Source organism: Bacillus sp. 2D03 (genome assembly GCF_003946765.1).
GTDB classification, from domain to species: domain Bacteria; phylum Bacillota; class Bacilli; order Bacillales; family Bacillaceae_G; genus Bacillus_A; species Bacillus_A cereus.
This window is the reverse complement of the sequence record NZ_RPSJ01000001.1, coordinates 777,579-797,946: the sequence shown is the minus strand read 5'-3', so window position 1 is coordinate 797,946 and position 20,368 is coordinate 777,579. Positions and strand designations below refer to the sequence as shown.

The window sequence follows — 20,368 nt, the reverse complement described above, 5'->3', positions numbered from 1 at the left end:
GTCGATTTTTGTCGATAAGTCGATATATTTGGGAAATCGCCGATATAAATGGAGTTGCGCTGATATATTCAGAAAATCGCCGATATAAATGGAGTTGCGCCGATATATTCAGAAAATCGTCGATATAATTTCATTTACCAAAACGTTTCATATAATAAAAAGATTTTTTCACATAATGAAATGTACATATAATTGAATTTTCTGTATAATCTTCTTTGCGGAGGGGATACGCATGAGAAGATGGGGAATTGAGTTGTTAATTTTGAGTGTTGTTATTATTTGGGGGATTAACTATACAATTGCGAAGTATGGACTTTTAGAATTTACAGCAATTGAGTTTACTGCACTTCGCATGATGGCGGCGGCACCGCTTCTGTTACTCCTTACCTTTTTTATTGAGAAGTCGGTTTATATGGAGCGAAAGGATATACCTAGATTAATTATCGTTAGCATTGTAGGTATTGTACTGTATCAAACGTTATTTATGGAAACTGTCAAATATACATCTGCTACAAATGCCTCTTTACTCATTTCTATTTCACCTATTTTTACAACTGCATTTGCGATTTTCTTGAAACAAGAAAAGTTTTCTTCTCGAAAGTTAATCGGTTCTATGACTGCCTTTGTTGGTGCAGCATTAGTTTTAGTAGCAGGACATTCGCTTACTAGTTCTTTTTATGGCAATGGAATTGGACTTATTACATCAATATGCTGGGGACTTTATCCTGTTTTAGCAGGACCATTAATTAAAAAATATTCAGCATTACGTGTTACAGCATGGTCTGCATTAGTCGGTGCGATTCCGCTATTATTGTTAAGTGGTCCACATGTGTTTGTCATGCCATTTCACATTACTCACGAAATGACACTATTTGCTTTACTATATTCTATTTTCTTTGTAACAGTATTTGGTCTAGTAATGTGGTATGTTGGTGTTCAAAAAATTGGGGCGTCACATACGATGGTATATATGTATATAACGCCGCTTGTAGCGGTTCTATTTGCAGCTGTCTGGGCAAATGAATATGTATCGTTTCAACAAATCATCGGTGGAATTATCATTTTTGTTGGTCTATGGTTTGTGAAATCGGAGAAAGTAAAAGTTCATTCTATTGCAGGGGAACCTATATCAAAATAGGAAAACAGATCACCTATGATCTGCTTTCCTATTTTTTTATTTTTGGTAAGAAGATGAGAAATAAGATAGCAGTAATAAGTGGAATTAAGTTTAAAAATGGAATACGGAAGAGTGTAATAAGAATAATACCTGGAAGAAGAACACCGAGGACAGCGTAAAAAATGCTATGGTTTTTCGTGTACCAATACAATGAAAGTCCAATAAGTGCAGGGATAATGATGTGAATGAGAGCCATTAAAAAATAAATCATTAGACGCCCCCTTTATTTGTGTGCTTATTACATCATATCCGTATGTTCATAGATTGATATCATTTTTTTCATAAATGGACGAAAAAAGTTTGAAAAACCGTCACAAAATATGAGGATATGATGTTTGAAATCTTGTATAATATTATTTCCTAAAAATATTTAAACAACATAAACATACTGTTTATGTTGTTTTTAATTTGAGTGAAATAGATGTAAGGAATATGAATTTGAAAGAAATTTTTTGTTGGATAGATAAGAACGAATGAAGAGAGGTACAGCATGATTAGTATGTCACTAAGATCATTTAAAATCCAATCGTATTATATACTAGGTATTTTGTTACTAGGATGGATGTTAACACCGTTTTCAGCACACTTTTTAGGTGCTGGAATTGGGCTTATTGTAAGTATGTATTGCGTTTGGCTTTTAGGGAGAAGAATTGAGAAGCTTGGAGATAGTATTGTAAAGAAGACGAAAGCACCGACACTCGGTATGTTTAACCGTTTTGCAGCTGCCATTTTGGGTGCTATTATTATGTACGAAATTGAGCACCACATGGTTATGTGGGCATTTGCAGTAGGGATTATGGGTGGTTATTTCTTAATCGTTGTTAATTTAGGATACTATAGCATGAAAGATGAGAAAGAACTAACAAAGAGCTAAAAAAGATAAAAGACTTCTTTTTAGATGGAATAGATGATCCAGCCACGGATAGAAGCGGTCGGGGACTTTTTTGGCCCCATGTGGTGTGAAAACAGAGAGATGTAGCGAGTAGGGATATAATTTATATATCCGAATCCATAATTTGGCTATGTGAAAATCGGTTTATTCTGGGATAAGTGATGATATTACAACAGGAAGTGTAACTTTGCATAAAATGCAGGTTTCCGCTTCCATTAAGTTAACATGAAATTACGTATTAGTATGACTTTGAGGTTCTTTAAAAAAGTTGGATATAATACAACAAATTATTCCGGTAATTAGAATAATATATTTTATCGTTTCACTTGTATGTTGAAATAAATTAACGTTAAGCATCACAAGTCCCCAAAATAGTTGGATCGCTCCGTAACCGAATAAAACTTTTCCTGTACGAGAAAAATTTTTCATAAGTCTCACCCTTTCCTGTATATGTAAATTGTATCATAAAAAAAATGAAAACGAATGATTATAAAATGAATTTTCTGTAATTTATCGAGGTAAGTCATAGATGAAGAGAGAAGATATAGAAAGAAGCTTACGTTTTCACGTAAGCTTCTTTTTTATGTAAGTGTGTATAAACCGTTAAGCCGCATTGGGTTTTGTCGGTGAGTACGCGAAACTTTACGGTTACACGACACTTATTCATATGAGTAAAGGGTTATTTCAACAGAAAGTTTTAATTTAAGCGATTGGACCGCCTAAGTTAATAATGTCTTCAGATACGCTGTCGAACTTTTTGAAGTTAGCTTTGAATTCATTTGCAAGTTCGATTGCTTTTGCTTTGTAAGCAGCTTTATCAGCCCAAGTTTGTTCAGGCATTAACACTTCGTCAGGTACACCTGGTACGTGAAGTGGAACTTCAAGACCGAAGATGTCATGTTTAGCTGTTTCAGTTTTCGCAAGTTCACCGTTTAATGCAGCTTGAATCATTGCACGAGTGTAACCTAAGTTCATACGTTTACCAACGCCGTATTCGCCACCAGTCCAGCCAGTGTTTACTAAGAATACTTTCGCATCGTGTTTCTCAATTTTTTCACCAAGCATTTCAGCATAGCGAGATGCATCAAGTGGTAAGAATGGTGAACCGAAGCAAGTTGAGAATGTTGCTTGCGGAGATGTAACACCGCGCTCTGTTCCTGCTAGTTTACTAGTGTAACCACTTAAGAAATGATACATAGCTTGTTCTTTTGATAACTTACTGATTGGAGGCAATACGCCAGATGCATCAGCAGTTAAGAAAATGATTGTATTTGGGTGTCCAGCAACACTTGGCAGTACGATATTGTCGATCGCATGCATAGGGTATGCAGCACGAGTATTTTCTGTTAAAGTAGTATCGTTATAGTCTGCGATACGCGTTTGGTCATTAATGATAACGTTTTCTAAAACAGATCCAAATGTGATTGCATCGAAAATTTGTGGTTCTTTCTCGTGAGAAAGGTTTACACATTTCGCGTAGCAACCGCCTTCAATATTGAATACACCGTTATCAGACCAACCGTGCTCATCATCACCAATTAATTTACGGTTTGGATCAGCAGATAATGTTGTTTTACCTGTTCCAGATAAACCGAAGAATAATGCTACATCGCCTTCTTCACCTACGTTTGCAGAACAATGCATAGAAAGAATATCTTGTTCAGGTAATAAGAAGTTCATAATAGAGAAGATTGATTTTTTCATTTCTCCAGCGTATTCTGTACCACCAATTAATACGATTCGTTTTTCGAATGAAACCATAATGAATGCTTCGGAGTTTGTACCGTCAACAGCTGGATCAGCTTTGAAATTCGGTGCAGAAACAATTGTGAACTCTGATTCATGAGTCGTTAATTCTTCTTCAGTTGGACGAATGAATAATTGATGTACAAATAAATTGTGCCATGCATATTCGTTAATAACTTGAATTGGTAGGCGGTAATTGCGGTCAGCGCCTGCAAATCCTTTGAAGACGAATAACTCTTCTTTTTCTTTTAAGTATTCTAAAACTTTAGTATATAATTTATTAAAATGTTCTTCAGAAATCGGTTGGTTCACAGCTCCCCAAGCAATTTTGTCAGCAACCGATGCTTCTTTCACAATAAATTTATCTTTAGGAGAACGTCCTGTATATTTTCCTGTTGAAGCAGAAACGGCACCAGTAGAAGTTAATTTCCCTTCATTTCGCATTAATACTTTTTCCACTAATTGCGGAACACTTAGTTGAATCTGTGCATTGCTTCCGTTCAATAATTCGTGTAAACCAATTTGGACATTCACAGTACTCATATTTATATACCATCCTTTTCATTTAATGAAATATTTCTCGTAATCCCCAACAAGAGTATAACACAATTATATAAATAATGTATACTATTTATTTCTTTTTGTTTGTGTGAATGCATTATTTCCCTATTAATATTTCATTTCAGGCGTATTGAGAAAAACTTTCAGGAAAATGTGAATATTAATTGACAAATGAATAGCATTTCTTTAGTATAGGTTGGGACGGATACTCTCTTATCCCGAGCTGGCGGAGGGACAGGCCCGATGAAGCCCAGCAACCTCACTTGTATTGATAAATGCAGGTGAATAGGTGCTAAAACCTGTGCGAGGCTACAGGTCTCGAACGATAAGAGCGAAGGGCAAAAAGCAGTATGCAAGTAGCAAATTAAACCTTTCCTCTATGTAAAGTAGGAAAGGTTTTTCTGTATGCTTGTGTGGGAGAATAAATGTATGTCGCAGTTTGTGGCAAATTAAGGATGAGTTCCGTACAATATATACAATTACTGTAGGGAGGTTTACCACATGACAAAAAAACGTCATCTGTTCACATCTGAGTCTGTAACTGAAGGACATCCAGATAAAATTTGTGACCAAATTTCTGATTCAATTTTAGATGCGATCTTATCAAAAGACGCAAATGCACGTGTAGCTTGTGAAACAACTGTAACAACTGGTTTAGTATTGGTAGCGGGGGAAATTACGACTTCTACTTACGTAGATATTCCGAAAATCGTTCGTGAAACAATTCAAGGCATTGGTTACACACGCGCAAAATACGGATTCGATGCAGAAACTTGTGCTGTTTTAACATCTATCGATGAGCAGTCCGCTGACATCGCTATGGGTGTTGACCAAGCGCTAGAAGCACGCGAAGGTCAAATGACTGACGCTGAGATTGAGGCGATTGGTGCAGGAGACCAAGGTTTAATGTTTGGTTTTGCATGTAATGAAACACAAGAATTAATGCCACTTCCAATCTCGCTTGCTCACAAATTAGCTCGCCGTTTAACTGAAGTACGTAAAGATGATACATTATCATACTTACGTCCAGATGGAAAAACGCAAGTTACAGTTGAGTATGATGAAAATGGTAAACCAGTACGTGTTGATACTATCGTAATTTCTACACAACATCACCCAGATGTTACATGGGAAGAAATCGATCGCGATTTAAAAGAGCACGTAATTAAAGCTGTAGTACCAGCAGAATTAATGGATGGAGAAACGAAATTCTTCATTAATCCAACTGGCCGCTTCGTAATTGGTGGACCACAAGGTGATGCTGGTTTAACAGGACGTAAAATCATCGTTGATACTTATGGTGGATACGCTCGCCACGGTGGCGGTGCATTCTCTGGTAAAGATGCAACGAAAGTTGACCGTTCTGCAGCATATGCAGCTCGTTATGTTGCGAAAAACATCGTAGCAGCTGGTCTTGCTGAAAAAGCAGAAGTACAACTTGCATACGCAATCGGTGTAGCACAACCAGTATCAATTTCAGTTGATACATTCGGCACTGGTAAAGTATCTGAAGACGTACTAGTAGAACTAGTTCGTAACAACTTCGATCTTCGCCCAGCTGGTATTATTAAAATGCTAGACTTACGTCGCCCAATTTACAAACAAACAGCAGCTTACGGCCACTTCGGACGTACTGATGTAGATCTATCATGGGAACGTACAGACAAAGCTGCAGCTTTAAAAGAGCAAGCTGGTCTATAATATATGAAAAAAAGCTTTGCGCGGTGAGCGCAAAGCTTTTTTTATTTATAATTACGTTGGAATAAAGCGAAGAGTTCAATGTCATGCCAAGTGCCGTTGCGGAATATAGCTTCTTTACAAGTTCCTTCATGTTGAAAACCAAGTGATTTATATAATTTAACTGCTCTATCGTTAAAAGAAAATACTCGTAAAGAAAGGCGATGTAAATTTAATTCTAAAAATGCATAATCCAATAATAGGGTTAAAGCTTCCTGCCCATAACCTTGCCCCCAGTAATCCTTTTTACCAATATCAATAATGCATTCAGCGTTTCGATTATACGAATCAATATGAATTAAAGAAGTAATACCAATTGGAAGATGCGTAGCTTTTTCTTCAATGATATAGCTCTTAGAGTTCGAAGAATGAATAAATTGCTGGCAAAGTTTTTCTGTGTCTTGAAAGGAATATTTATCAAGAGTGAGTGTAGTTGAACTCATAACGTCTACATCATTATGCCATTTATAATATGTTAGAATATCATCTTCGGAAAACTTTCGTAACTGGATACGGTTTGATTCAAACAATGTAAACACCCCTTTTGTATTTATTGGTTTTTGTTCATTATCTCAACACACGAACTACAATAAATTTGTCCTTCTAATTCAATATACTTTTTCATATTCGTCATGCCATTCGCCGGAATGGGCATATGAATCCACGCTTTTTCATACGTTTGTATTTCTGTTTTACATGATTTACAAAAGATTGATTTCTTTTTGAACATATGTAATCAACCTTTCATTTGACGTGCTTTACTTGCGCAAAAGGCACTACTTAGTAAAAATAGTGTCGCGAATATAATACTTACTAATGTAGCGTATGGAATTGCACCTTTTAAGGAAAAGCCGACAGTGATTGAAGCGATGAATAAGAGGATAAATGTTGTTGTTAATTTTTTATAAAGTTCCATACTATGTAGACCTCCAATTTATTTTTTAGTACAAGTTTTAAAATTGAATTCTATTATGTAGAAAATATAAAGAGTAGCTAAAGATGTGTAGTCTAGGAGTATAAGAAAGTGCACTTTCCTTTTTGTGGGTTAGCATACTTATATTGTATCATGGCGCATGATTGGTTTCATGCATAATTGTGTAAAGGTATGTATGATAAAATGAAGAAAAGTCTTTAAGAAAGGAAAGATAAAAAATGAGTGTAACTGAACATAAAAAACAAGCTCCAAAAGAAGTGCGTTGCAAGATTGTTACGATTTCCGATACACGTACGGAAGAAACAGATAAGAGCGGACAACTATTACATGAATTGTTAAAAGAAGCAGGACATAAAGTAACTTCTTATGAAATTGTAAAAGATGATAAAGAAAGTATTCAGCAAGCAGTGTTAGCTGGTTATCATAAGGAAGATGTAGATGTTGTATTAACAAATGGCGGTACTGGTATTACGAAACGCGATGTCACAATTGAAGCAGTATCAGCGTTATTAGATAAAGAAATTGTTGGATTTGGTGAGCTGTTCCGTATGATTAGTTATTTAGAAGATATCGGAAGCAGCGCAATGTTAAGTAGAGCGATTGGTGGTACAATTGGGCGCAAAGTAGTCTTCTCGATGCCAGGGTCTAGCGGAGCGGTTCGACTTGCGATGAATAAATTAATTTTACCGGAATTAGGCCATATTACATTTGAGCTGCATCGCCAATGAGTAAGTGTGCTGGGATTGTATTAGCGGGTGGTATGTCGAGTAGGTTTGGTGAGCCGAAAGCGTTAGCAATTTGGAAGGGAACTACTTTTGTTGAGCATATTGTGAAAGTGATGGGAAATACTTTGCAAGACATTGTAGTAATTAGCCGTACTGATATAAAAGAGCGAGTAGAGCAATTCGTACAAGTTCCTGTTATAGAGGATATCCCGCACTATAAAGGGAATGGACCGCTGGCCGGCATTGTATCAGGTATGGAATACATAGAAGCAGATTGGTACGCTATTATGCCTTGCGATGCGCCAAATGTTTCGCATGAATGGTTTACCATTTTATTAGAGCAAACGAGCAATGAATATGATGCGGTTGTACCTATTATTAATGGAAGAAAACAACCGTTACTTGCAGCGTATCACAACCGCGTGAAAGAAAAGATTTATGCTTTACTTCAGGAAGAAAAAAGAAGTGTGGGCCAGCTTTTATCACAATGTAATGTGAAATATGTTTCTGGAGAAGATGTACAAGCGAATGCGGATTGGTTTATAAATGTAAATACGAAAGAAGAATATGTGCAGGCTCAAAAAGACCTTTCAAATGAATGAAAGGTTTTTTGATATACAGAATTGGGGAACAATTGCTGTATAAAGGTATGTGAGTAAGTTGATTTTAAAGGGAATTTTTAAAATCATTATACAGTTAAAATACTGTATAACCATATATTAATTTTTATGGGTTTTTATTACAAGTCTGTTTAGTTATGTTTATTTTTGGTATAATTAATATAGAAATAAAACAATGCTTAACCTTATGTATCATTTATTAAACTAAAATTTATGACCATGTAATAAACTCCCTTCGTTTTTTGAAGGGAGTTTTTCTATTTAAGCAAGCAACTCTGATGCGTTATGCTGAAGGACTTCTTCATATTGGTTAAGCAAGCCACGAAAGATCTCATCCCAGCTCTTTGATTTCGCAAAAGATGAAGCTGCTATTCCCATCTGCTCAAGTTTTTCTGCATTTTGTAATAAAAAATAAATGGATGATAGAAATGCATCTTCATTTTTAGGCGGACAAAGAACTCCCGTTTTTCCATCTGTAATAATATTTTTAACCCCGCCACTATTTGCACCAATGACAGGTGTACCGCATGCGAGTGATTCAAGTACGACATTTCCGAATGTTTCAGTAGCTGATGGAAACACCATTATGTTAGAACAAGCATATGCTTCAGCTAAATCTGCACTTTGTAAATAGCCAGTAAAAGTGATATTTGTTTTCGGAACAGCTTCACGTAAACTTGTTGCTAGAGGACCATCTCCTGCAATGAGCCAATGAATATCGTTTCGAGTATGTGCTGTTTTAACGATAAGGTGTTGCAGCGTATCAATATCTTTTTCAGGAGCAATTCGTCCAACATAGGAAAGGACATACTTCGCTGTAATATTATATTTTTTTCGGAATAGGTCTGTATTGTAAGCAGGATGAAAGAGTGTGCAATCTACACCACGTCCCCATATAGAGAGGGTCTGAAAGCCTTTGTTTTTTAATTGATGTAATGTTTCAAAGGAAGGTACAAAATTTTTTTGCATATGACTATGAAACCATTTTAAATAGTTCCACAGCATATTGGAGAGGAATTCGATTTTGTAATAACGTAAATAGGCATCGAAATCAGTATGATAAGAACCGACAACTGGGATGTTTAACTTTTTTGCATAATACAATCCACAAAGTCCCATGTTGAAAGGTGTGGCAATGTGAATAATGTCAGGTTTAAAGGAAAGTAGTTCCCGTTTAATGCGCGGAGTAGGAAAAGAAAAACGACATTCTGGATATAATATTGTTAACGGGATACTTCTCATCTTATTCACATTCGCTACAAAATTATCTTCAGCTGTATGCTGAGGGGCGAAAACAGAATAGGCGATCTGTTCTTTCTGAAAATATTGTGTTAATCGCTCTAACGTTTTCGCAACCCCGTTAACTTGTGGCGTAAAAGTATCGGTAAAAATGGCGACTCTCATCATATCACTCCTTTATGTGAAAAGTGGGATGAATTGATAAAAAGAGATGATGCCAGAGCAAGTGCCAAGGCACATACCGACGAATACATCTGACGGATAGTGAAGTCCTAAATAAATACGTGAAATACCGACGCATAATGCTAACGGTAATAGGAAAGCAAGTAAGCTTGGATTATAGCAAATAAATGGAATGAAGACAGAGAAAACGGCTGTTGTATGACCAGACGGGAAAGAGTGGTCTTTTAATGGATGGACTGGATATTTTGCATCCTGAATTGTTAAATAAGGACGTTTTCGCGGATACCACCTTTTTAATATTTGCACAGGAATATGGCTAATTGCTAACGAAATAGCAGTTGCAATTGCAGCTTGATGCAAAGTTCCCTTTGCGAAAATTAAAAAGAAAAGTGTGAGTGCGATGGAGAAAGTCGCGCCACCGATATGAGTAATATTGCTGAAAAAGATATTTAATGTTTTTTGATCAAAGTAGCGGTTAATTCCTCTGAAAATGTAACATTCTATTTTATATAATCCACTGACCTTCATGAAAATTCTCCTCCCTCATCTACATATATATGGAGATATTAGCTTTTATTTTAATAAGATTTTGTTGAGGGAGTAATAATGTTTTGTAAAGAAAAAGTTAGATTTTATATAAAAAAAGCTGCCAATCTTATGGCAGCGGAAATTTACTTCTGTAATGATTTATAATATTGACCTTTTTCAACGTATTGCGTGCGAATACGCTCCATATCTTTACGGTCTTCTTCTGTTAATTCACGAATGACTTTCGCGGGACGACCGAAAGCTAACGTGTTTGGTGGAATTTTCTTTCCTTGTGAAACGAGGCTTCCAGCGCCGATAAAAGCTCCTTCGCCAATTTCAGCACCATCTAATATAATAGATCCCATTCCAATTAAAGCATCTTTCTTAATATGGCAACTATGTAAAATGACTTGATGCCCAATTGTTACGTCGTCTTCTAAAATAAGAGGATACTGCGGGCTTTGGTGAAGTGTACATTGGTCTTGTACATTTACTCGGTCTCCAATGATTGTCGGTGACACATCACCACGGATGACTGTATTAAACCAAATACTTGATTCCTCGCCAACGGAAACATCGCCTGTAATCGTAACATAGTCAGCGATAAAAGCACTACTCGCAATTTTCGGATTTTTTTCTTTGTAAGGATATATCATGTAAAGTCTTCCTTTCCTAGAGACTAGTTTTAGTGTATCAAATTATGAGAAAGAGTGAAATGGAGGAGAGCCGTATGTGGAATTATGAAGCGGAGGAAGCAAAGGCTGTCATTGTTATTGTGCACGGCGCAATGGAATATCACGGACGTTACGAAGCCGTTGCGGAAATGTGGAATCATATCGGCTACCACGTCGTGATGGGGGATCTTCCGTCACATGGAACGACTTCAAGAAATAGAGGACATATTGATTCATTTGATGAATACATAGAGGAAGTTAAATTATGGGTGAAAGAAGCAAGAAAGTATAGGTTACCTATTTTTCTATTCGGTCATAGTATGGGTGGTCTTATTGTCATTCGTATGATGCAAGAAACGAAGAGAGAAGATGTAGAGGGTATTATTTTGAGTTCGCCTTGTTTAGGGGTAGTGACTGGACCCTCTGCTCCGCTTCAATTTGCTTCAAAAATATTAAATGTTGTGGCTCCAAAATTGCAATTTGCAACGAATCTTACGGTGGAAATGTCAACACGTAACCATGAAGTGAGAGATGCAATGGAGAATGATTCTTTGTTCTTGCGCAAAGTATCAGTACGTTGGTATAGTGAATTGATTAAGTCTATCGAAATTGCTCATAAAAAAATAGATGATTTTCCAGATGTTCCGCTCTTGCTAATGCAAGCTTGTGAGGATAAACTTGTAGATAAAACACGTGTCCGCACTTGGTTTGATAATGTTAAAATAAGTGATAAGGCTTTTAAAGAATGGCCGAATTGTTATCACGAGCTATTAAATGAGTATGAGCGTGATGAAATTTTGAGTTATATTCAGTCATTTACTGAAATGCATGTCAATAATATAGTAAAAACAAACAAATAAATCATTATTTGTACATTTAATAGAGGAGATGAAGGAAGAAGTGAACGTACCGAGTAATCCCATAACGCTCATGGCGAAAGTATACCGTGATGTGTTTCCGGTTGTACACCATGAGCTAGCGATGTGGAAAGAGCGTGCCTACCATATTCCGAACGATGAGCTTCATAGTCAGGCAATCGCAAGTATTGAGCATAAAACGTTTCATTGTGAGGGCGGTGGCATTTTAGCTCTGCTAGCAAATGAACACCGAGAAGAATGTATTCGTTTTATCGTAGCGTATCAAACGATCAGCGACTATTTAGATAATTTATGTGATCGCAGTACATCACTTGATCCAAATGATTTTGCCGCACTGCATGAATCGATGTTAATGGCATTATCACCTGAAGTAGAAGGCGGCGGTAATTATTATCGTTATCGTGATGATCAAGATGATGGTGGTTATTTAGATGAACTTGTTGAAACATGCCAAGATGTTTTAAAGAAAACGAAGCACTATGACAAAATTGCTCCTGTTCTTCATGAACTTGCTTGTTATTATTGTGATTTACAAATTCATAAACATGTAAAATTAGAAGAAAGAGAACCACGATTACAAAAGTGGTTTGAAGCGCATAAAGAAAACTTACCAGAGATGAGTTGGTTTGAATTTTCAGCATGTGCCGGTTCTACGCTTGGAATCTTCTGTCTTGTCGCATATGCCTTTCATGATGAATTACATGATGAAGATATTGCGAAAATTAGACAAGGATACTTCCCTTACGTACAAGGGCTTCATATCTTACTTGATTATTTCATTGATCAAGAAGAAGACCGTATAGGCGGAGATTTGAATTTCTGTAGTTATTACGAAAACGAGCAAGCGATATTAGATCGTATGAAACATTTTGTAGAAGAAGCGGAGAAGAGCATTGGTGATTTGCCTCATGCGAAGTTTCATCGCCTTATAAGCCGAGGGTTACTTGGTATTTATTTATCAGATCAAAAAGTATCAGCACAAAAGAATATGCATAAAATGGCACGGCGCATTGTAAAGTACGGAGGCCTTACTTCACGATTCTTCTATTGGAACGGGAAGATGTACCGAAAGAAAACAGCGCAGTGATGAAGAAAACCACTCATGTAGAGTGGTTTTCTTTTCATTATGATTGTATTTTTGAAAATACATATATAAGAAGTTCAATCGCAAAAATCACTAATACAGATAATCCAAATAAAGGCATGACAGCGCCCAGTATAACCATCATGATAAAGAAAACGAATATACTGTTCTTATCTCTTTGTTTTGGAGGTGCTGCTAATTTTCCTTTCGGCTTTCTTGCTAACCACATTTTTACTCCGTAATAAATAAGAAGTAGTAGAGATAATGTTGTTAGTAAGCATAATATTTTATTTGGCCATCCAAATAAATGTCCTTCATGAAGCGGGATGCCGTAAGTGAACCATTGTGCAAGTAATCCATAATCACGATAGTCCGTTTTGGAAATAAGCTTTCCGCTATATTGATCAAAGTAAGCTGTTATCTCTTCATTTGGTGCAACATGCATACCTGTAATACCAGAACCGCTCGATTTCGAAACAGTGAATACACCTTTCGGATCAGCTGGTAGTGAGATAACGTATGGCTTCTTTATTTCAATTCCTTTTTGTAATTCATCGACAGAAATAGCTTTCGGTTCATTTGAATCCGATTCAGGAGGAGCTTCTTTTCTTGTTGCCCATGGCAATTCTTTTACCTTTGATTCAGGCGGCGCCATATACAATTTCGGATATCCGAGCGATTCATTCGACGACGCAATTTTATAAATTTGGTTACCCATAAATCCTGACCATGGCAATCCAGATGCGACTAGCAGAACGAGTGGAATTGTAAATATAATACCGATAATAGAATGACGTCGTTTTGCTTTTTCTCGCTTATTGGATACTGGTGTGTTTTTGAACTGTCGTATACTCATATACAAACCAGTTACAATTAAAAAGATTGTCCAGCACGCCGCAAGTTCTACAGTATAGTTGATGACAGTGCCACCAACTAAAAGAGAACTATGTAATTCCCGCATTATATTGGCAAACGTTTCACTTGCGTTTTGATCTCCGACAATTTGATTATTGCTATCTAAATACACATACTTTTGTTGCCCTGTATATTCATTTGTAATCGTAAGTCTCGTATTATAATCCCCATTAAACTCACTAATTTTCGCCACGCTATAATGTGGATATTTTTTTTCTGTTAAGGAAATAGAATCAGCCATCGAAATAGATTCTGTTTGGGCGCTCTTCCCAAAATATAAATCTTTATAGATGAAATCTTCAACTTCCTCCCGAAATAAATACCCAATTCCGCTTAGTGACAACGTAATAAGAAGCGGCGTAATAAAAAGCCCAGCATAAAAATGCCAACGCCAAAAAATGTAATGAAGCGAACGATTTACTTTCATACTTTCAGTTCCCCTAACCTTCCCTATATGAATAACTACTTATTTAATATAGCGAGATTAAGTGTGATTACTTTGAAAGAATTGTGAAGAAAGTTAAAAGTTTGTGGGATTTTTATTAAACAGAAAACACATTTTAGAAGGAGTGTTTTTTATGTTTATGAAGATCTCTTTATATTTGATAAGTACATCCTAACAACCGCTTTCGCAAGACATTGAGAGGAATCAACAAAATCCTCACTCGCCACCACATTCAAATCAGTACATGCGATAATTGCGGTATCTACTTCATCCTTCAATTGCACAACGAGTGCGCTCCATAATTTGCGAGCTTCTTCAACTTCTCCGCTTTTAATATACGTAATAATTTGATTAATCATCGTTTGCCATTTTTCATAATGAATGTATTCTATATTCCGTTTTGCAATCCCGTCTTGATAAATACCAGCTTGAACTGTCGCTTCCGTTGCAAGAAGAGCGACTCTTTTTGCAGTTTCAGGAATTGCTTTTAACGTTTCGTCAACTATATTTAAAATCGGGATAGAAAGAGAACGCTGTAATTCTTTAAAATAAAGATGCGCCGTATTGCACGGCATAGCGATAAAGCTTGCGCCAGTACTTTCAAGTTTTTGTGCTCCTTCAATAATCGCTTTTTTCATCGCTTCGTGATCAATAGGGCGATCCATGTAAAACGGTGTTGGGCATGAATAAATCATCATATGAGGAAAGTCCATATCATGCTTTGCTCCGTATATTGTTTGGCATTCTGCTACAACTGTATCGACGAATGGTCCGGTTGATTTTGGCCCCATTCCTGCTAGTATTCCGATCATTGTCTCGTCTCCTTTAATATGTAATTAAAAACGTTTTTTGCGAACGATAAAAAGAAATAAGGTAAATAATAAAAATGAATATACGATAGCCCAAGCTGTGAGCCATAGTGTGTGAGTCAGTATATTATATTTGTATTGGCCAAGCATTAGAAAGCTTTCGACAGGTGGTAAAAACCATAATAACTCTTTTTTAAACCGGATAGATGCGATCGTTATAAGCAATATAAAGGTAAGGCTAAGCCAAGCAGTGCCTGCTTTTTGAATCATATTTCTAGTAAATAATGTTGCGATTGAAATTCCTAGTATAGAGAAAGACATGTGAGAGAGAAATCCGACTAGAAATAAAGAAACTGTCATTTTTTCATTAAACATTTGCAAAATAATTGGATAGATTACGGATATAAAAGATAATACAGTACAAATGAGAAGAGCCGTAATATATTTACCCACATATAGTGCGGAAATATTATTTGTGTGAGAAATAGTAATTTGTTCTTGTACAGGGTCTTCAGTATGAAAAATTGTGACCGTAATCCAGGCAGATAATAAATAAAGTGCGAGTGCTGTTTCTAAATATGTCGGTACAATAGGAGTCGGTTTATATGTATATACAAAAAGCAAGCTCACAAAGTACATCGCAATAGGAGGGATGTACTTATACGATTTTGTATAGTCGAGAAAATGGTAACGAATAAGCGCGAACATAATAAACCTTCTTTCGATTTAAAAGTTAGGTTGTAGCAGTGTGATAGATGCTTTTTTATGTAATAAAAACTGAAGCATTTCGTTTGTATATTCTTTTTCGATTTGTAATTGAATAAGATTTTGATTTGCATTGTGTGCAACGTGTATAAAACCGGATTGCTTTTGTAGTTCTATCGCTGAGAATGTTTCGTGAACGATTGCCTCAATATAGACTTGTTCTGCTCCTTTTTGTGCAGAGATATTTTCTGCAATTGTATGATTTGTTAACGTCACAATTCTATCGGCGAAGTTTTCTAATAGTTGTTTTTCATGACATGTGAAGAGTATAGATATACCTTGTTGTTTTAATGATAGTAAAATATGTTCTAGTTCTTGTTGAGAGTTCGGATCGAGCCCAGAAAGAGGTTCGTCTAAAATTAATAAATGTACGTCCGTAAGTAATGCTTGCATAATGCCTGTTTTTTGTTTCATGCCTTTTGAAAAGTTTCGTACAACGGAATGCCTTGCATGATGTAGGTGAAAAGATTGAAGAAGCAGCGGAATTTTATCTTTTACATATTTTGTTGATAAACCGTGAATGTGGCCGAGATGAAATAGATAATCCTCTAATGTAAAACGAATTCCTTCAGGAAAATGTTCAGGTACATAACCGATTTGTATATGTTCTTTCCTTTGAATTGTCCCTGCCGTAGGTGAAATAAAGCCTGCAATTATTTTGAGTAGAGTACTTTTTCCAGTCCCGTTCCCGCCAACAATAGCGAGTGCTTCTCCTTCTGGAATGGATAAATCAATGTTGTCTAGTATAAGCGATTTTCCATACTTCTTTTGAATTCCCCTTAGTTCTACTAGCAAAGTTCTATCCTTCTTTCTTTAAATAGTGTATATATCCATTATATAGGAGAATAACAAAAAGACGTGCAATGAGTGCACGTCTTTTTTTGTTATGTTTTGTCGAATCGTCGATATATCGAAAAAATCGTTGATATATTACCCCGCATTAACGGGCAGTAAAACTCCCACCTTAAAATTCAGTTGGAGCAAAGAAGTTAGGTGGGGGATAAACTGCCCATAAATGCCCGATTGGTTCAACTAATAATCAGTAGGGGATTCCCCCCATTGATTAAAGTTTCACTTTATCGTTTCTCAATCGCCACAATAAATGGCGGGTTATTTTGCTGGTTAATGAAGCCATATCGCAGTACGTGAGCTTGTTTTTGGTCTAGCTCTTCTGCAAATTTGAGAACAGCGTCGCGTTCTACTTGTCCTTCTGGGTGTCCGTGGTAAATGACGAGGACGATGATTCCTTCAGGTGCCATTACTTCTAGTAATTGTTCAATTGCCGAAATTGTTGAGTTCGGTTTTGTAACGATATGCTTGTCACCGCCAGGAAGGTAACCTAAGTTGAAGATAGCGCCTGTTACTTTTCCTTTTGCGTCTTCTGGTAGTACGGATAGAAGTGTATCGTGACTATCGTGAACTAAAACAGTACGTTCAAAAAGTTCTTTTTCTTTTAGACGAGTTGTTGAGCTTTCAATCGCCTCTTTTTGAATATCAAATCCAAATACTTTTCCGCTATCCCCAACAATTTCAGCTAGGAAGCAAGTGTCATGACCATTTCCAAGTGTTGCATCTACAGCGTAGTCGCCTTCTTTAACAGCCGTTTGCAGCAGTGTGCGAGCAAACGGTAATACACGTTCTAATTTCATTGTTGTTTCTCCTCATTTGCATATTTTCCTTGCCAGCTTCCGCGGCGTACAAATTCTGCATCGATGGAATTTAATACTTCCCATTTATTTAAGCTCCACATTGGACCAATCATTAAATCAGGTGGGCCGTCACCTGTGATACGGTGCACAATTACGTCTTCTGGAATAATTTCAAGTTGGTCAACAACGAGACTTACGTAATCCTCAAGAGAAAGGAATTCGAGTTGTCCTTTTTCATATTGCTTCACCATTGGCGTTCCTTTTAATAAGTGAAGTAAGTGGATTTTAATTCCTTGTACATCAAGTTTCGCTACTTCACGAGCTGTTTCCATCATCATGTCGTAATCTTCAAGTGGAAGACCGTTAATAATATGAGAGCAAACTTTAATGCCGTGCTTACGTAATTTATTTACGCCTTCCACGTAAGACGGATAATCGTGAGCGCGATTAATAAGGTTTGCAGTTCGTTCGTGAACAGTTTGTAAACCGAGTTCAACCCAAAGGTATGTGCGTTTATTTAAGTCCGCTAAATATTCAACAACATCATCTGGTAAACAATCTGGACGAGTTGCGATAGAAAGACCGACAACGTCTTTTTCTGCTAGAAGCGGTTCGAATTTTTCTTTTAACACTTCAAGTGGTGCATGTGTATTTGTGTACGCTTGGAAATAAGCGATACATTTTCCATCTTTCCACTTAGAGCGCATTTTTTCTTTCATTTCATGATATTGCGTTATAACATCATCGCGGCGATCACCGGCGAAGTCACCAGATCCAGCGGCACTGCAAAATGTACAACCGCCGTAAGCAACTGTACCGTCACGATTCGGACAATCGAAGCCAGCATCTAATGAGACTTTAAAGATTTTTTCACCAAATTCATTTCGTAAATGGTAATTCCATGTATGATAACGTTTATTGTCGTTTGTATATGGAAAAGGGTTTTGAACCTTCATTACTTTCCCTCCTAAGCCGAGTCAAAATGAAACAAAATCCATTATAACATACTCATAAGGTGGAGATGGAAGGGACACACTAAAGGGGAATTGAAGCAAGGAGGGACAATTATGGCAGAGCGTCAATCACTTGAATCGTATATTACACAAGCGGAACAAGCTGTGGAATATGCGAAAGAACAATTAGACCAAGGCATGAGACAAGAGCATTACAATACGATGGAGTATTCAGATGCGCAGTTACAATTAGAACAAGCATATAACGATTTACAAACGATGCAACAACATGCGAATGATGAGCAACGTGAGCAGCTAAATAGAGCACGCATGGCAATTCGCCAATTGCAACATCAAATGATTATTACACCGCACTAAGAAGGAGTGAATGTAATGGCGAAACGTTCAGATCAAAATAATCCAGAGCAAAAAACACAAAATGGACATAACGCTGAGTTTTCGAATGAACTTGATCCCATTGTTCAAGTAAAACAGCGTAATAGTAAAAAAGGACAACCTCAAAAATCAAAACAATCAGAGTAAACCAGGTCGAAATATGACCTGGTTTTATTTTGCTATATGACAATAATGTAAGATTTCTGTAAGGTTTGCCGATAGTTGTAATTGTCCTTTTCCAGTAGAGTAAGGGAGGATTAAATTTTGGACAAGGAGTTGCTTATGGGGAACAATATTACAAACAAACGAATTGATGAGTTAGATTACATTCGTGGCTTCGCATTACTGGGGATTATTTTAGTAAATATTTTAGCACTACTTAATATTAAAACTCCAGATCCTAATACAGTAGATGCTAGCTATCAAAGGTTTCTATACTTATTTGTAGAAGGTCGTTTCTTCTCGATTTTCTCATTCTTATTTGGAGTGGGATTCTATATCTTCATTACAAGAGCGATTGCGAAAGGGAAAAATGGATATGTTCTATTTTTCCGCCGCGTAGTTGCATTATTTATTTTTGGTTTGATTCATTACATGTTTCAGCCTGGAGAAGCGTTAACGTTATATGCAATTTGCGGATTAATCGTTTTACCGTTTTATAAAGCGAAAAAACAAGCGAACTTAGTAATTGGTCTTATTTTGACAATAGCCTTTAGTGTAATGGGTGTTAAAGAACTATTACCACTTGGTTTAATTTTATTAGGTCTTGCTGCAGGACAATATCGTGTATTTGAAAATCTTTCAAAAAACATAAAGCAAGTCGCTATTTTTACAGGCATTATGTTTGTTTTAAGTGTGGCAGCTGTATGGTATCAATATGGACACGTGCCTGCTGGCCCATTTGTAAATATGATATTGATGAATGAAGATGGAACAATGGATGCTGCAAGCCATTTTCTAAAAATTGGTATTACTGTTGGACCAATTATTTCAGCTTTCTATGTAGGAGCATTAATTTTATTACTTCAGTTAAAACCAGTTCAAACATTATTAGCACCATTGAAATACTACGGTCGTATGGCTTTAACAAATTATATCGGACAAACGGCAATGATTTTAATCGCTGGTAGTGTATTTAACTTTGCAGGTAACTTAACATACATGCAGACGCTATATGTATGTATCGCAATTTATGCAATTCAAATTGTGTTTAGTGTAATTTGGATGAAAATCTTTAAAATGGGTCCATTAGAATGGGTTTGGCGTGTTATTACGTACTGGACGGTAACACCTTTAAAGAAATAAAGTGAAACTTTAATCAGTGGGCTGTTCCTTTCGCGGAACAGCCTATTTTTATTGTCATCTTTTGTCGATAAGTCGATATATTTTGGTAATCGCTGATAAAAGTGTAAGAATCGCCGATATATTTGAAAAATCGCTGATAAAAGTGTAAGAACC

At 36.5% G+C, this 20,368-nt stretch carries 25 protein-coding genes and 1 riboswitch; of the genes, 10 read left to right on the top strand and 15 right to left on the bottom strand.

Annotation, left to right across the window (positions count from 1 at the left end; genetic code table 11):
- Positions 1-232: 232 nt before the first annotated feature.
- Positions 233-1,138 (top strand): DMT family transporter, encoded by a 906-nt coding sequence (locus EBQ15_RS04455; RefSeq protein ID WP_001255413.1) that lies wholly within the window; start codon positions 233-235, stop codon positions 1,136-1,138.
- A gap of 28 nt (positions 1,139-1,166) precedes the next feature.
- Here the strand turns inward: EBQ15_RS04455 and EBQ15_RS04450 are convergent, their stop codons facing one another.
- The gene (locus tag EBQ15_RS04450; RefSeq protein WP_000639041.1) at positions 1,167-1,388 is read right to left on the bottom strand and encodes a hypothetical protein; all 222 of its coding nucleotides are present in this window, start codon (positions 1,386-1,388) and stop codon (positions 1,167-1,169) included.
- 279 nt (positions 1,389-1,667) lie between these two features.
- Here EBQ15_RS04450 and EBQ15_RS04445 point away from each other — a divergent pair, with 279 nt between their 5' ends.
- Positions 1,668-2,051, top strand: coding sequence for an ATP synthase subunit I (locus EBQ15_RS04445; protein WP_000624926.1), 384 nt, complete (start codon positions 1,668-1,670; stop codon positions 2,049-2,051).
- A gap of 249 nt (positions 2,052-2,300) precedes the next feature.
- Here the strand turns inward: EBQ15_RS04445 and EBQ15_RS04440 are convergent, their stop codons facing one another.
- Together EBQ15_RS04440 and pckA are read right to left on the bottom strand one after the other, a co-directional pair.
- A complete protein-coding gene (locus tag EBQ15_RS04440; RefSeq protein WP_000788126.1) occupies positions 2,301-2,498 on the bottom strand; it encodes a hypothetical protein in 198 nt (65 codons plus the stop codon).
- Between the two features lie 273 nt (positions 2,499-2,771).
- Positions 2,772-4,358 carry a phosphoenolpyruvate carboxykinase (ATP) gene (gene pckA / locus EBQ15_RS04435; protein WP_000108802.1) on the bottom strand — a complete coding sequence of 529 codons (1,587 nt, stop codon included), beginning with the start codon at positions 4,356-4,358 and terminating at the stop codon, positions 2,772-2,774.
- A gap of 228 nt (positions 4,359-4,586) precedes the next feature.
- Positions 4,587-4,708: riboswitch (SAM riboswitch) on the top strand.
- A 169-nt stretch (positions 4,709-4,877) separates the two neighbouring features.
- On the opposite strand from pckA, the gene metK reads away from it, so the two are divergent.
- Positions 4,878-6,077: a methionine adenosyltransferase gene (metK, locus tag EBQ15_RS04430; RefSeq protein WP_000163123.1), complete on the top strand. Its 1,200-nt coding sequence runs from the start codon at positions 4,878-4,880 to the stop codon at positions 6,075-6,077.
- Positions 6,078-6,118: 41 nt separating this feature from the next.
- Here the strand turns inward: metK and EBQ15_RS04425 are convergent, their stop codons facing one another.
- The 3 genes from EBQ15_RS04425 to EBQ15_RS04415 are packed head-to-tail and all read right to left on the bottom strand — an operon-like array spanning position 6,119 to position 7,029.
- Positions 6,119-6,643, bottom strand: coding sequence for a GNAT family N-acetyltransferase (locus tag EBQ15_RS04425; protein WP_000464130.1), 525 nt, complete (start codon positions 6,641-6,643; stop codon positions 6,119-6,121).
- Between the two features lie 20 nt (positions 6,644-6,663).
- Positions 6,664-6,843, bottom strand: a complete 180-nt coding sequence (locus EBQ15_RS04420; RefSeq protein WP_000473618.1) for a hypothetical protein — start codon at positions 6,841-6,843, stop codon at positions 6,664-6,666.
- Between the two features lie 6 nt (positions 6,844-6,849).
- A complete protein-coding gene (locus EBQ15_RS04415; RefSeq protein WP_000424800.1) occupies positions 6,850-7,029 on the bottom strand; it encodes a hypothetical protein in 180 nt (59 codons plus the stop codon).
- Positions 7,030-7,265: 236 nt separating this feature from the next.
- Here EBQ15_RS04415 and EBQ15_RS04410 point away from each other — a divergent pair, with 236 nt between their 5' ends.
- Together EBQ15_RS04410 and EBQ15_RS04405 are read left to right on the top strand one after the other, a co-directional pair.
- Positions 7,266-7,775, top strand: a complete 510-nt coding sequence (locus EBQ15_RS04410) for a MogA/MoaB family molybdenum cofactor biosynthesis protein (protein ID WP_000117124.1) — start codon at positions 7,266-7,268, stop codon at positions 7,773-7,775.
- Positions 7,772-8,374, top strand: a complete 603-nt coding sequence (locus EBQ15_RS04405; RefSeq protein ID WP_000030832.1) for a molybdenum cofactor guanylyltransferase — start codon at positions 7,772-7,774, stop codon at positions 8,372-8,374. The genes EBQ15_RS04410 and EBQ15_RS04405 overlap by 4 nt, the downstream gene beginning before the upstream one ends.
- A 279-nt stretch (positions 8,375-8,653) precedes the next feature.
- Here EBQ15_RS04405 and EBQ15_RS04400 read toward each other — a convergent pair whose 3' ends face one another.
- The 3 genes from EBQ15_RS04400 to EBQ15_RS04390 all read right to left on the bottom strand — a co-directional run bounded on the left by EBQ15_RS04400 (position 8,654) and on the right by EBQ15_RS04390 (position 10,998).
- On the bottom strand, positions 8,654-9,796 hold the full coding sequence (locus tag EBQ15_RS04400) for a glycosyltransferase family 4 protein (protein ID WP_001261603.1): 1,143 nt from the start codon (positions 9,794-9,796) through the stop codon (positions 8,654-8,656).
- A gap of 12 nt (positions 9,797-9,808) precedes the next feature.
- The gene (locus tag EBQ15_RS04395) at positions 9,809-10,342 is read right to left on the bottom strand and encodes a phosphatase PAP2 family protein (RefSeq protein ID WP_000868592.1); all 534 of its coding nucleotides are present in this window, start codon (positions 10,340-10,342) and stop codon (positions 9,809-9,811) included.
- A gap of 143 nt (positions 10,343-10,485) precedes the next feature.
- Positions 10,486-10,998: a gamma carbonic anhydrase gene (locus EBQ15_RS04390; protein ID WP_000640206.1), complete on the bottom strand. Its 513-nt coding sequence runs from the start codon at positions 10,996-10,998 to the stop codon at positions 10,486-10,488.
- Between the two features lie 74 nt (positions 10,999-11,072).
- Here EBQ15_RS04390 and EBQ15_RS04385 point away from each other — a divergent pair, with 74 nt between their 5' ends.
- Positions 11,073-11,876, top strand: coding sequence for an alpha/beta hydrolase (locus EBQ15_RS04385; RefSeq protein WP_000267421.1), 804 nt, complete (start codon positions 11,073-11,075; stop codon positions 11,874-11,876).
- 40 nt (positions 11,877-11,916) lie between these two features.
- On the top strand, positions 11,917-12,981 hold the full coding sequence (locus EBQ15_RS04380; RefSeq protein ID WP_001102467.1) for a tetraprenyl-beta-curcumene synthase family protein: 1,065 nt from the start codon (positions 11,917-11,919) through the stop codon (positions 12,979-12,981).
- A gap of 37 nt (positions 12,982-13,018) precedes the next feature.
- On the opposite strand, the gene EBQ15_RS04375 is transcribed toward EBQ15_RS04380, so the two are convergent.
- From EBQ15_RS04375 to mnmL, 6 genes are all read right to left on the bottom strand, one after another.
- Complete coding sequence (locus EBQ15_RS04375) at positions 13,019-14,320, bottom strand: PepSY-associated TM helix domain-containing protein (RefSeq protein ID WP_000867812.1); 1,302 nt, start codon at positions 14,318-14,320, stop codon at positions 13,019-13,021.
- 155 nt (positions 14,321-14,475) lie between these two features.
- Positions 14,476-15,150 carry an aspartate/glutamate racemase family protein gene (locus tag EBQ15_RS04365; RefSeq protein ID WP_000579317.1) on the bottom strand — a complete coding sequence of 225 codons (675 nt, stop codon included), beginning with the start codon at positions 15,148-15,150 and terminating at the stop codon, positions 14,476-14,478.
- A gap of 24 nt (positions 15,151-15,174) precedes the next feature.
- Complete coding sequence (locus EBQ15_RS04360; RefSeq protein WP_000457744.1) at positions 15,175-15,855, bottom strand: hypothetical protein; 681 nt, start codon at positions 15,853-15,855, stop codon at positions 15,175-15,177.
- An 18-nt stretch (positions 15,856-15,873) separates the two neighbouring features.
- On the bottom strand, positions 15,874-16,707 hold the full coding sequence (locus EBQ15_RS04355; RefSeq protein WP_000959736.1) for an ABC transporter ATP-binding protein: 834 nt from the start codon (positions 16,705-16,707) through the stop codon (positions 15,874-15,876).
- 281 nt (positions 16,708-16,988) lie between these two features.
- Positions 16,989-17,561: a tRNA 5-(aminomethyl)-2-thiouridylate-methyltransferase MnmM gene (mnmM, locus tag EBQ15_RS04345; protein WP_000764497.1), complete on the bottom strand. Its 573-nt coding sequence runs from the start codon at positions 17,559-17,561 to the stop codon at positions 16,989-16,991.
- The gene (gene mnmL, locus EBQ15_RS04340; RefSeq protein ID WP_000868030.1) at positions 17,558-18,517 is read right to left on the bottom strand and encodes a tRNA modification radical SAM protein MnmL/YtqA; all 960 of its coding nucleotides are present in this window, start codon (positions 18,515-18,517) and stop codon (positions 17,558-17,560) included. Before mnmL ends, mnmM begins: the two co-directional genes overlap by 4 nt.
- Before the next feature lie 111 nt (positions 18,518-18,628).
- Between mnmL and EBQ15_RS04335 the strand changes: the two genes are divergently transcribed.
- The 3 genes from EBQ15_RS04335 to EBQ15_RS04325 all read left to right on the top strand — a co-directional run bounded on the left by EBQ15_RS04335 (position 18,629) and on the right by EBQ15_RS04325 (position 20,215).
- Entirely contained in the window at positions 18,629-18,892 is a 264-nt protein-coding gene (locus EBQ15_RS04335) for a YtzC family protein (protein WP_000840869.1), read from the top strand.
- 15 nt (positions 18,893-18,907) lie between these two features.
- Entirely contained in the window at positions 18,908-19,057 is a 150-nt protein-coding gene (locus EBQ15_RS04330; protein WP_001129340.1) for a hypothetical protein, read from the top strand.
- A gap of 135 nt (positions 19,058-19,192) precedes the next feature.
- The gene (locus EBQ15_RS04325) at positions 19,193-20,215 is read left to right on the top strand and encodes a DUF418 domain-containing protein (RefSeq protein WP_002001221.1); all 1,023 of its coding nucleotides are present in this window, start codon (positions 19,193-19,195) and stop codon (positions 20,213-20,215) included.
- Positions 20,216-20,368 lie beyond the last annotated feature (153 nt).

Bases quoted from the DNA above. Each gene is read 5' to 3' on its own strand.
- EBQ15_RS04360 (WP_000457744.1), bottom strand. From the start codon at position 15,855: ATGTTCGCGCTTATTCGTTACCATTTTCTCGACTATACAAAATCGTAT.
- EBQ15_RS04450 (WP_000639041.1), bottom strand. From the start codon at position 1,388: ATGATTTATTTTTTAATGGCTCTCATTCACATCATTATCCCTGCACTT.
- EBQ15_RS04375 (WP_000867812.1), bottom strand. From the start codon at position 14,320: ATGAAAGTAAATCGTTCGCTTCATTACATTTTTTGGCGTTGGCATTTT.
- pckA (WP_000108802.1), bottom strand. From the start codon at position 4,358: ATGAGTACTGTGAATGTCCAAATTGGTTTACACGAATTATTGAACGGA.
- EBQ15_RS04440 (WP_000788126.1), bottom strand. From the start codon at position 2,498: ATGAAAAATTTTTCTCGTACAGGAAAAGTTTTATTCGGTTACGGAGCG.
- EBQ15_RS04455 (WP_001255413.1), top strand. From the start codon at position 233: ATGAGAAGATGGGGAATTGAGTTGTTAATTTTGAGTGTTGTTATTATT.
- EBQ15_RS04390 (WP_000640206.1), bottom strand. From the start codon at position 10,998: ATGATATATCCTTACAAAGAAAAAAATCCGAAAATTGCGAGTAGTGCT.
- EBQ15_RS04335 (WP_000840869.1), top strand. From the start codon at position 18,629: ATGGCAGAGCGTCAATCACTTGAATCGTATATTACACAAGCGGAACAA.
- EBQ15_RS04330 (WP_001129340.1), top strand. From the start codon at position 18,908: ATGGCGAAACGTTCAGATCAAAATAATCCAGAGCAAAAAACACAAAAT.
- metK (WP_000163123.1), top strand. From the start codon at position 4,878: ATGACAAAAAAACGTCATCTGTTCACATCTGAGTCTGTAACTGAAGGA.
- EBQ15_RS04400 (WP_001261603.1), bottom strand. From the start codon at position 9,796: ATGAGAGTCGCCATTTTTACCGATACTTTTACGCCACAAGTTAACGGG.
- EBQ15_RS04415 (WP_000424800.1), bottom strand. From the start codon at position 7,029: ATGGAACTTTATAAAAAATTAACAACAACATTTATCCTCTTATTCATC.
- EBQ15_RS04325 (WP_002001221.1), top strand. From the start codon at position 19,193: ATGGGGAACAATATTACAAACAAACGAATTGATGAGTTAGATTACATT.
- mnmM (WP_000764497.1), bottom strand. From the start codon at position 17,561: ATGAAATTAGAACGTGTATTACCGTTTGCTCGCACACTGCTGCAAACG.
- EBQ15_RS04445 (WP_000624926.1), top strand. From the start codon at position 1,668: ATGATTAGTATGTCACTAAGATCATTTAAAATCCAATCGTATTATATA.
- EBQ15_RS04420 (WP_000473618.1), bottom strand. From the start codon at position 6,843: ATGTTCAAAAAGAAATCAATCTTTTGTAAATCATGTAAAACAGAAATA.
- EBQ15_RS04385 (WP_000267421.1), top strand. From the start codon at position 11,073: ATGTGGAATTATGAAGCGGAGGAAGCAAAGGCTGTCATTGTTATTGTG.
- EBQ15_RS04395 (WP_000868592.1), bottom strand. From the start codon at position 10,342: ATGAAGGTCAGTGGATTATATAAAATAGAATGTTACATTTTCAGAGGA.
- EBQ15_RS04405 (WP_000030832.1), top strand. From the start codon at position 7,772: ATGAGTAAGTGTGCTGGGATTGTATTAGCGGGTGGTATGTCGAGTAGG.
- EBQ15_RS04410 (WP_000117124.1), top strand. From the start codon at position 7,266: ATGAGTGTAACTGAACATAAAAAACAAGCTCCAAAAGAAGTGCGTTGC.
- EBQ15_RS04365 (WP_000579317.1), bottom strand. From the start codon at position 15,150: ATGATCGGAATACTAGCAGGAATGGGGCCAAAATCAACCGGACCATTC.
- mnmL (WP_000868030.1), bottom strand. From the start codon at position 18,517: ATGAAGGTTCAAAACCCTTTTCCATATACAAACGACAATAAACGTTAT.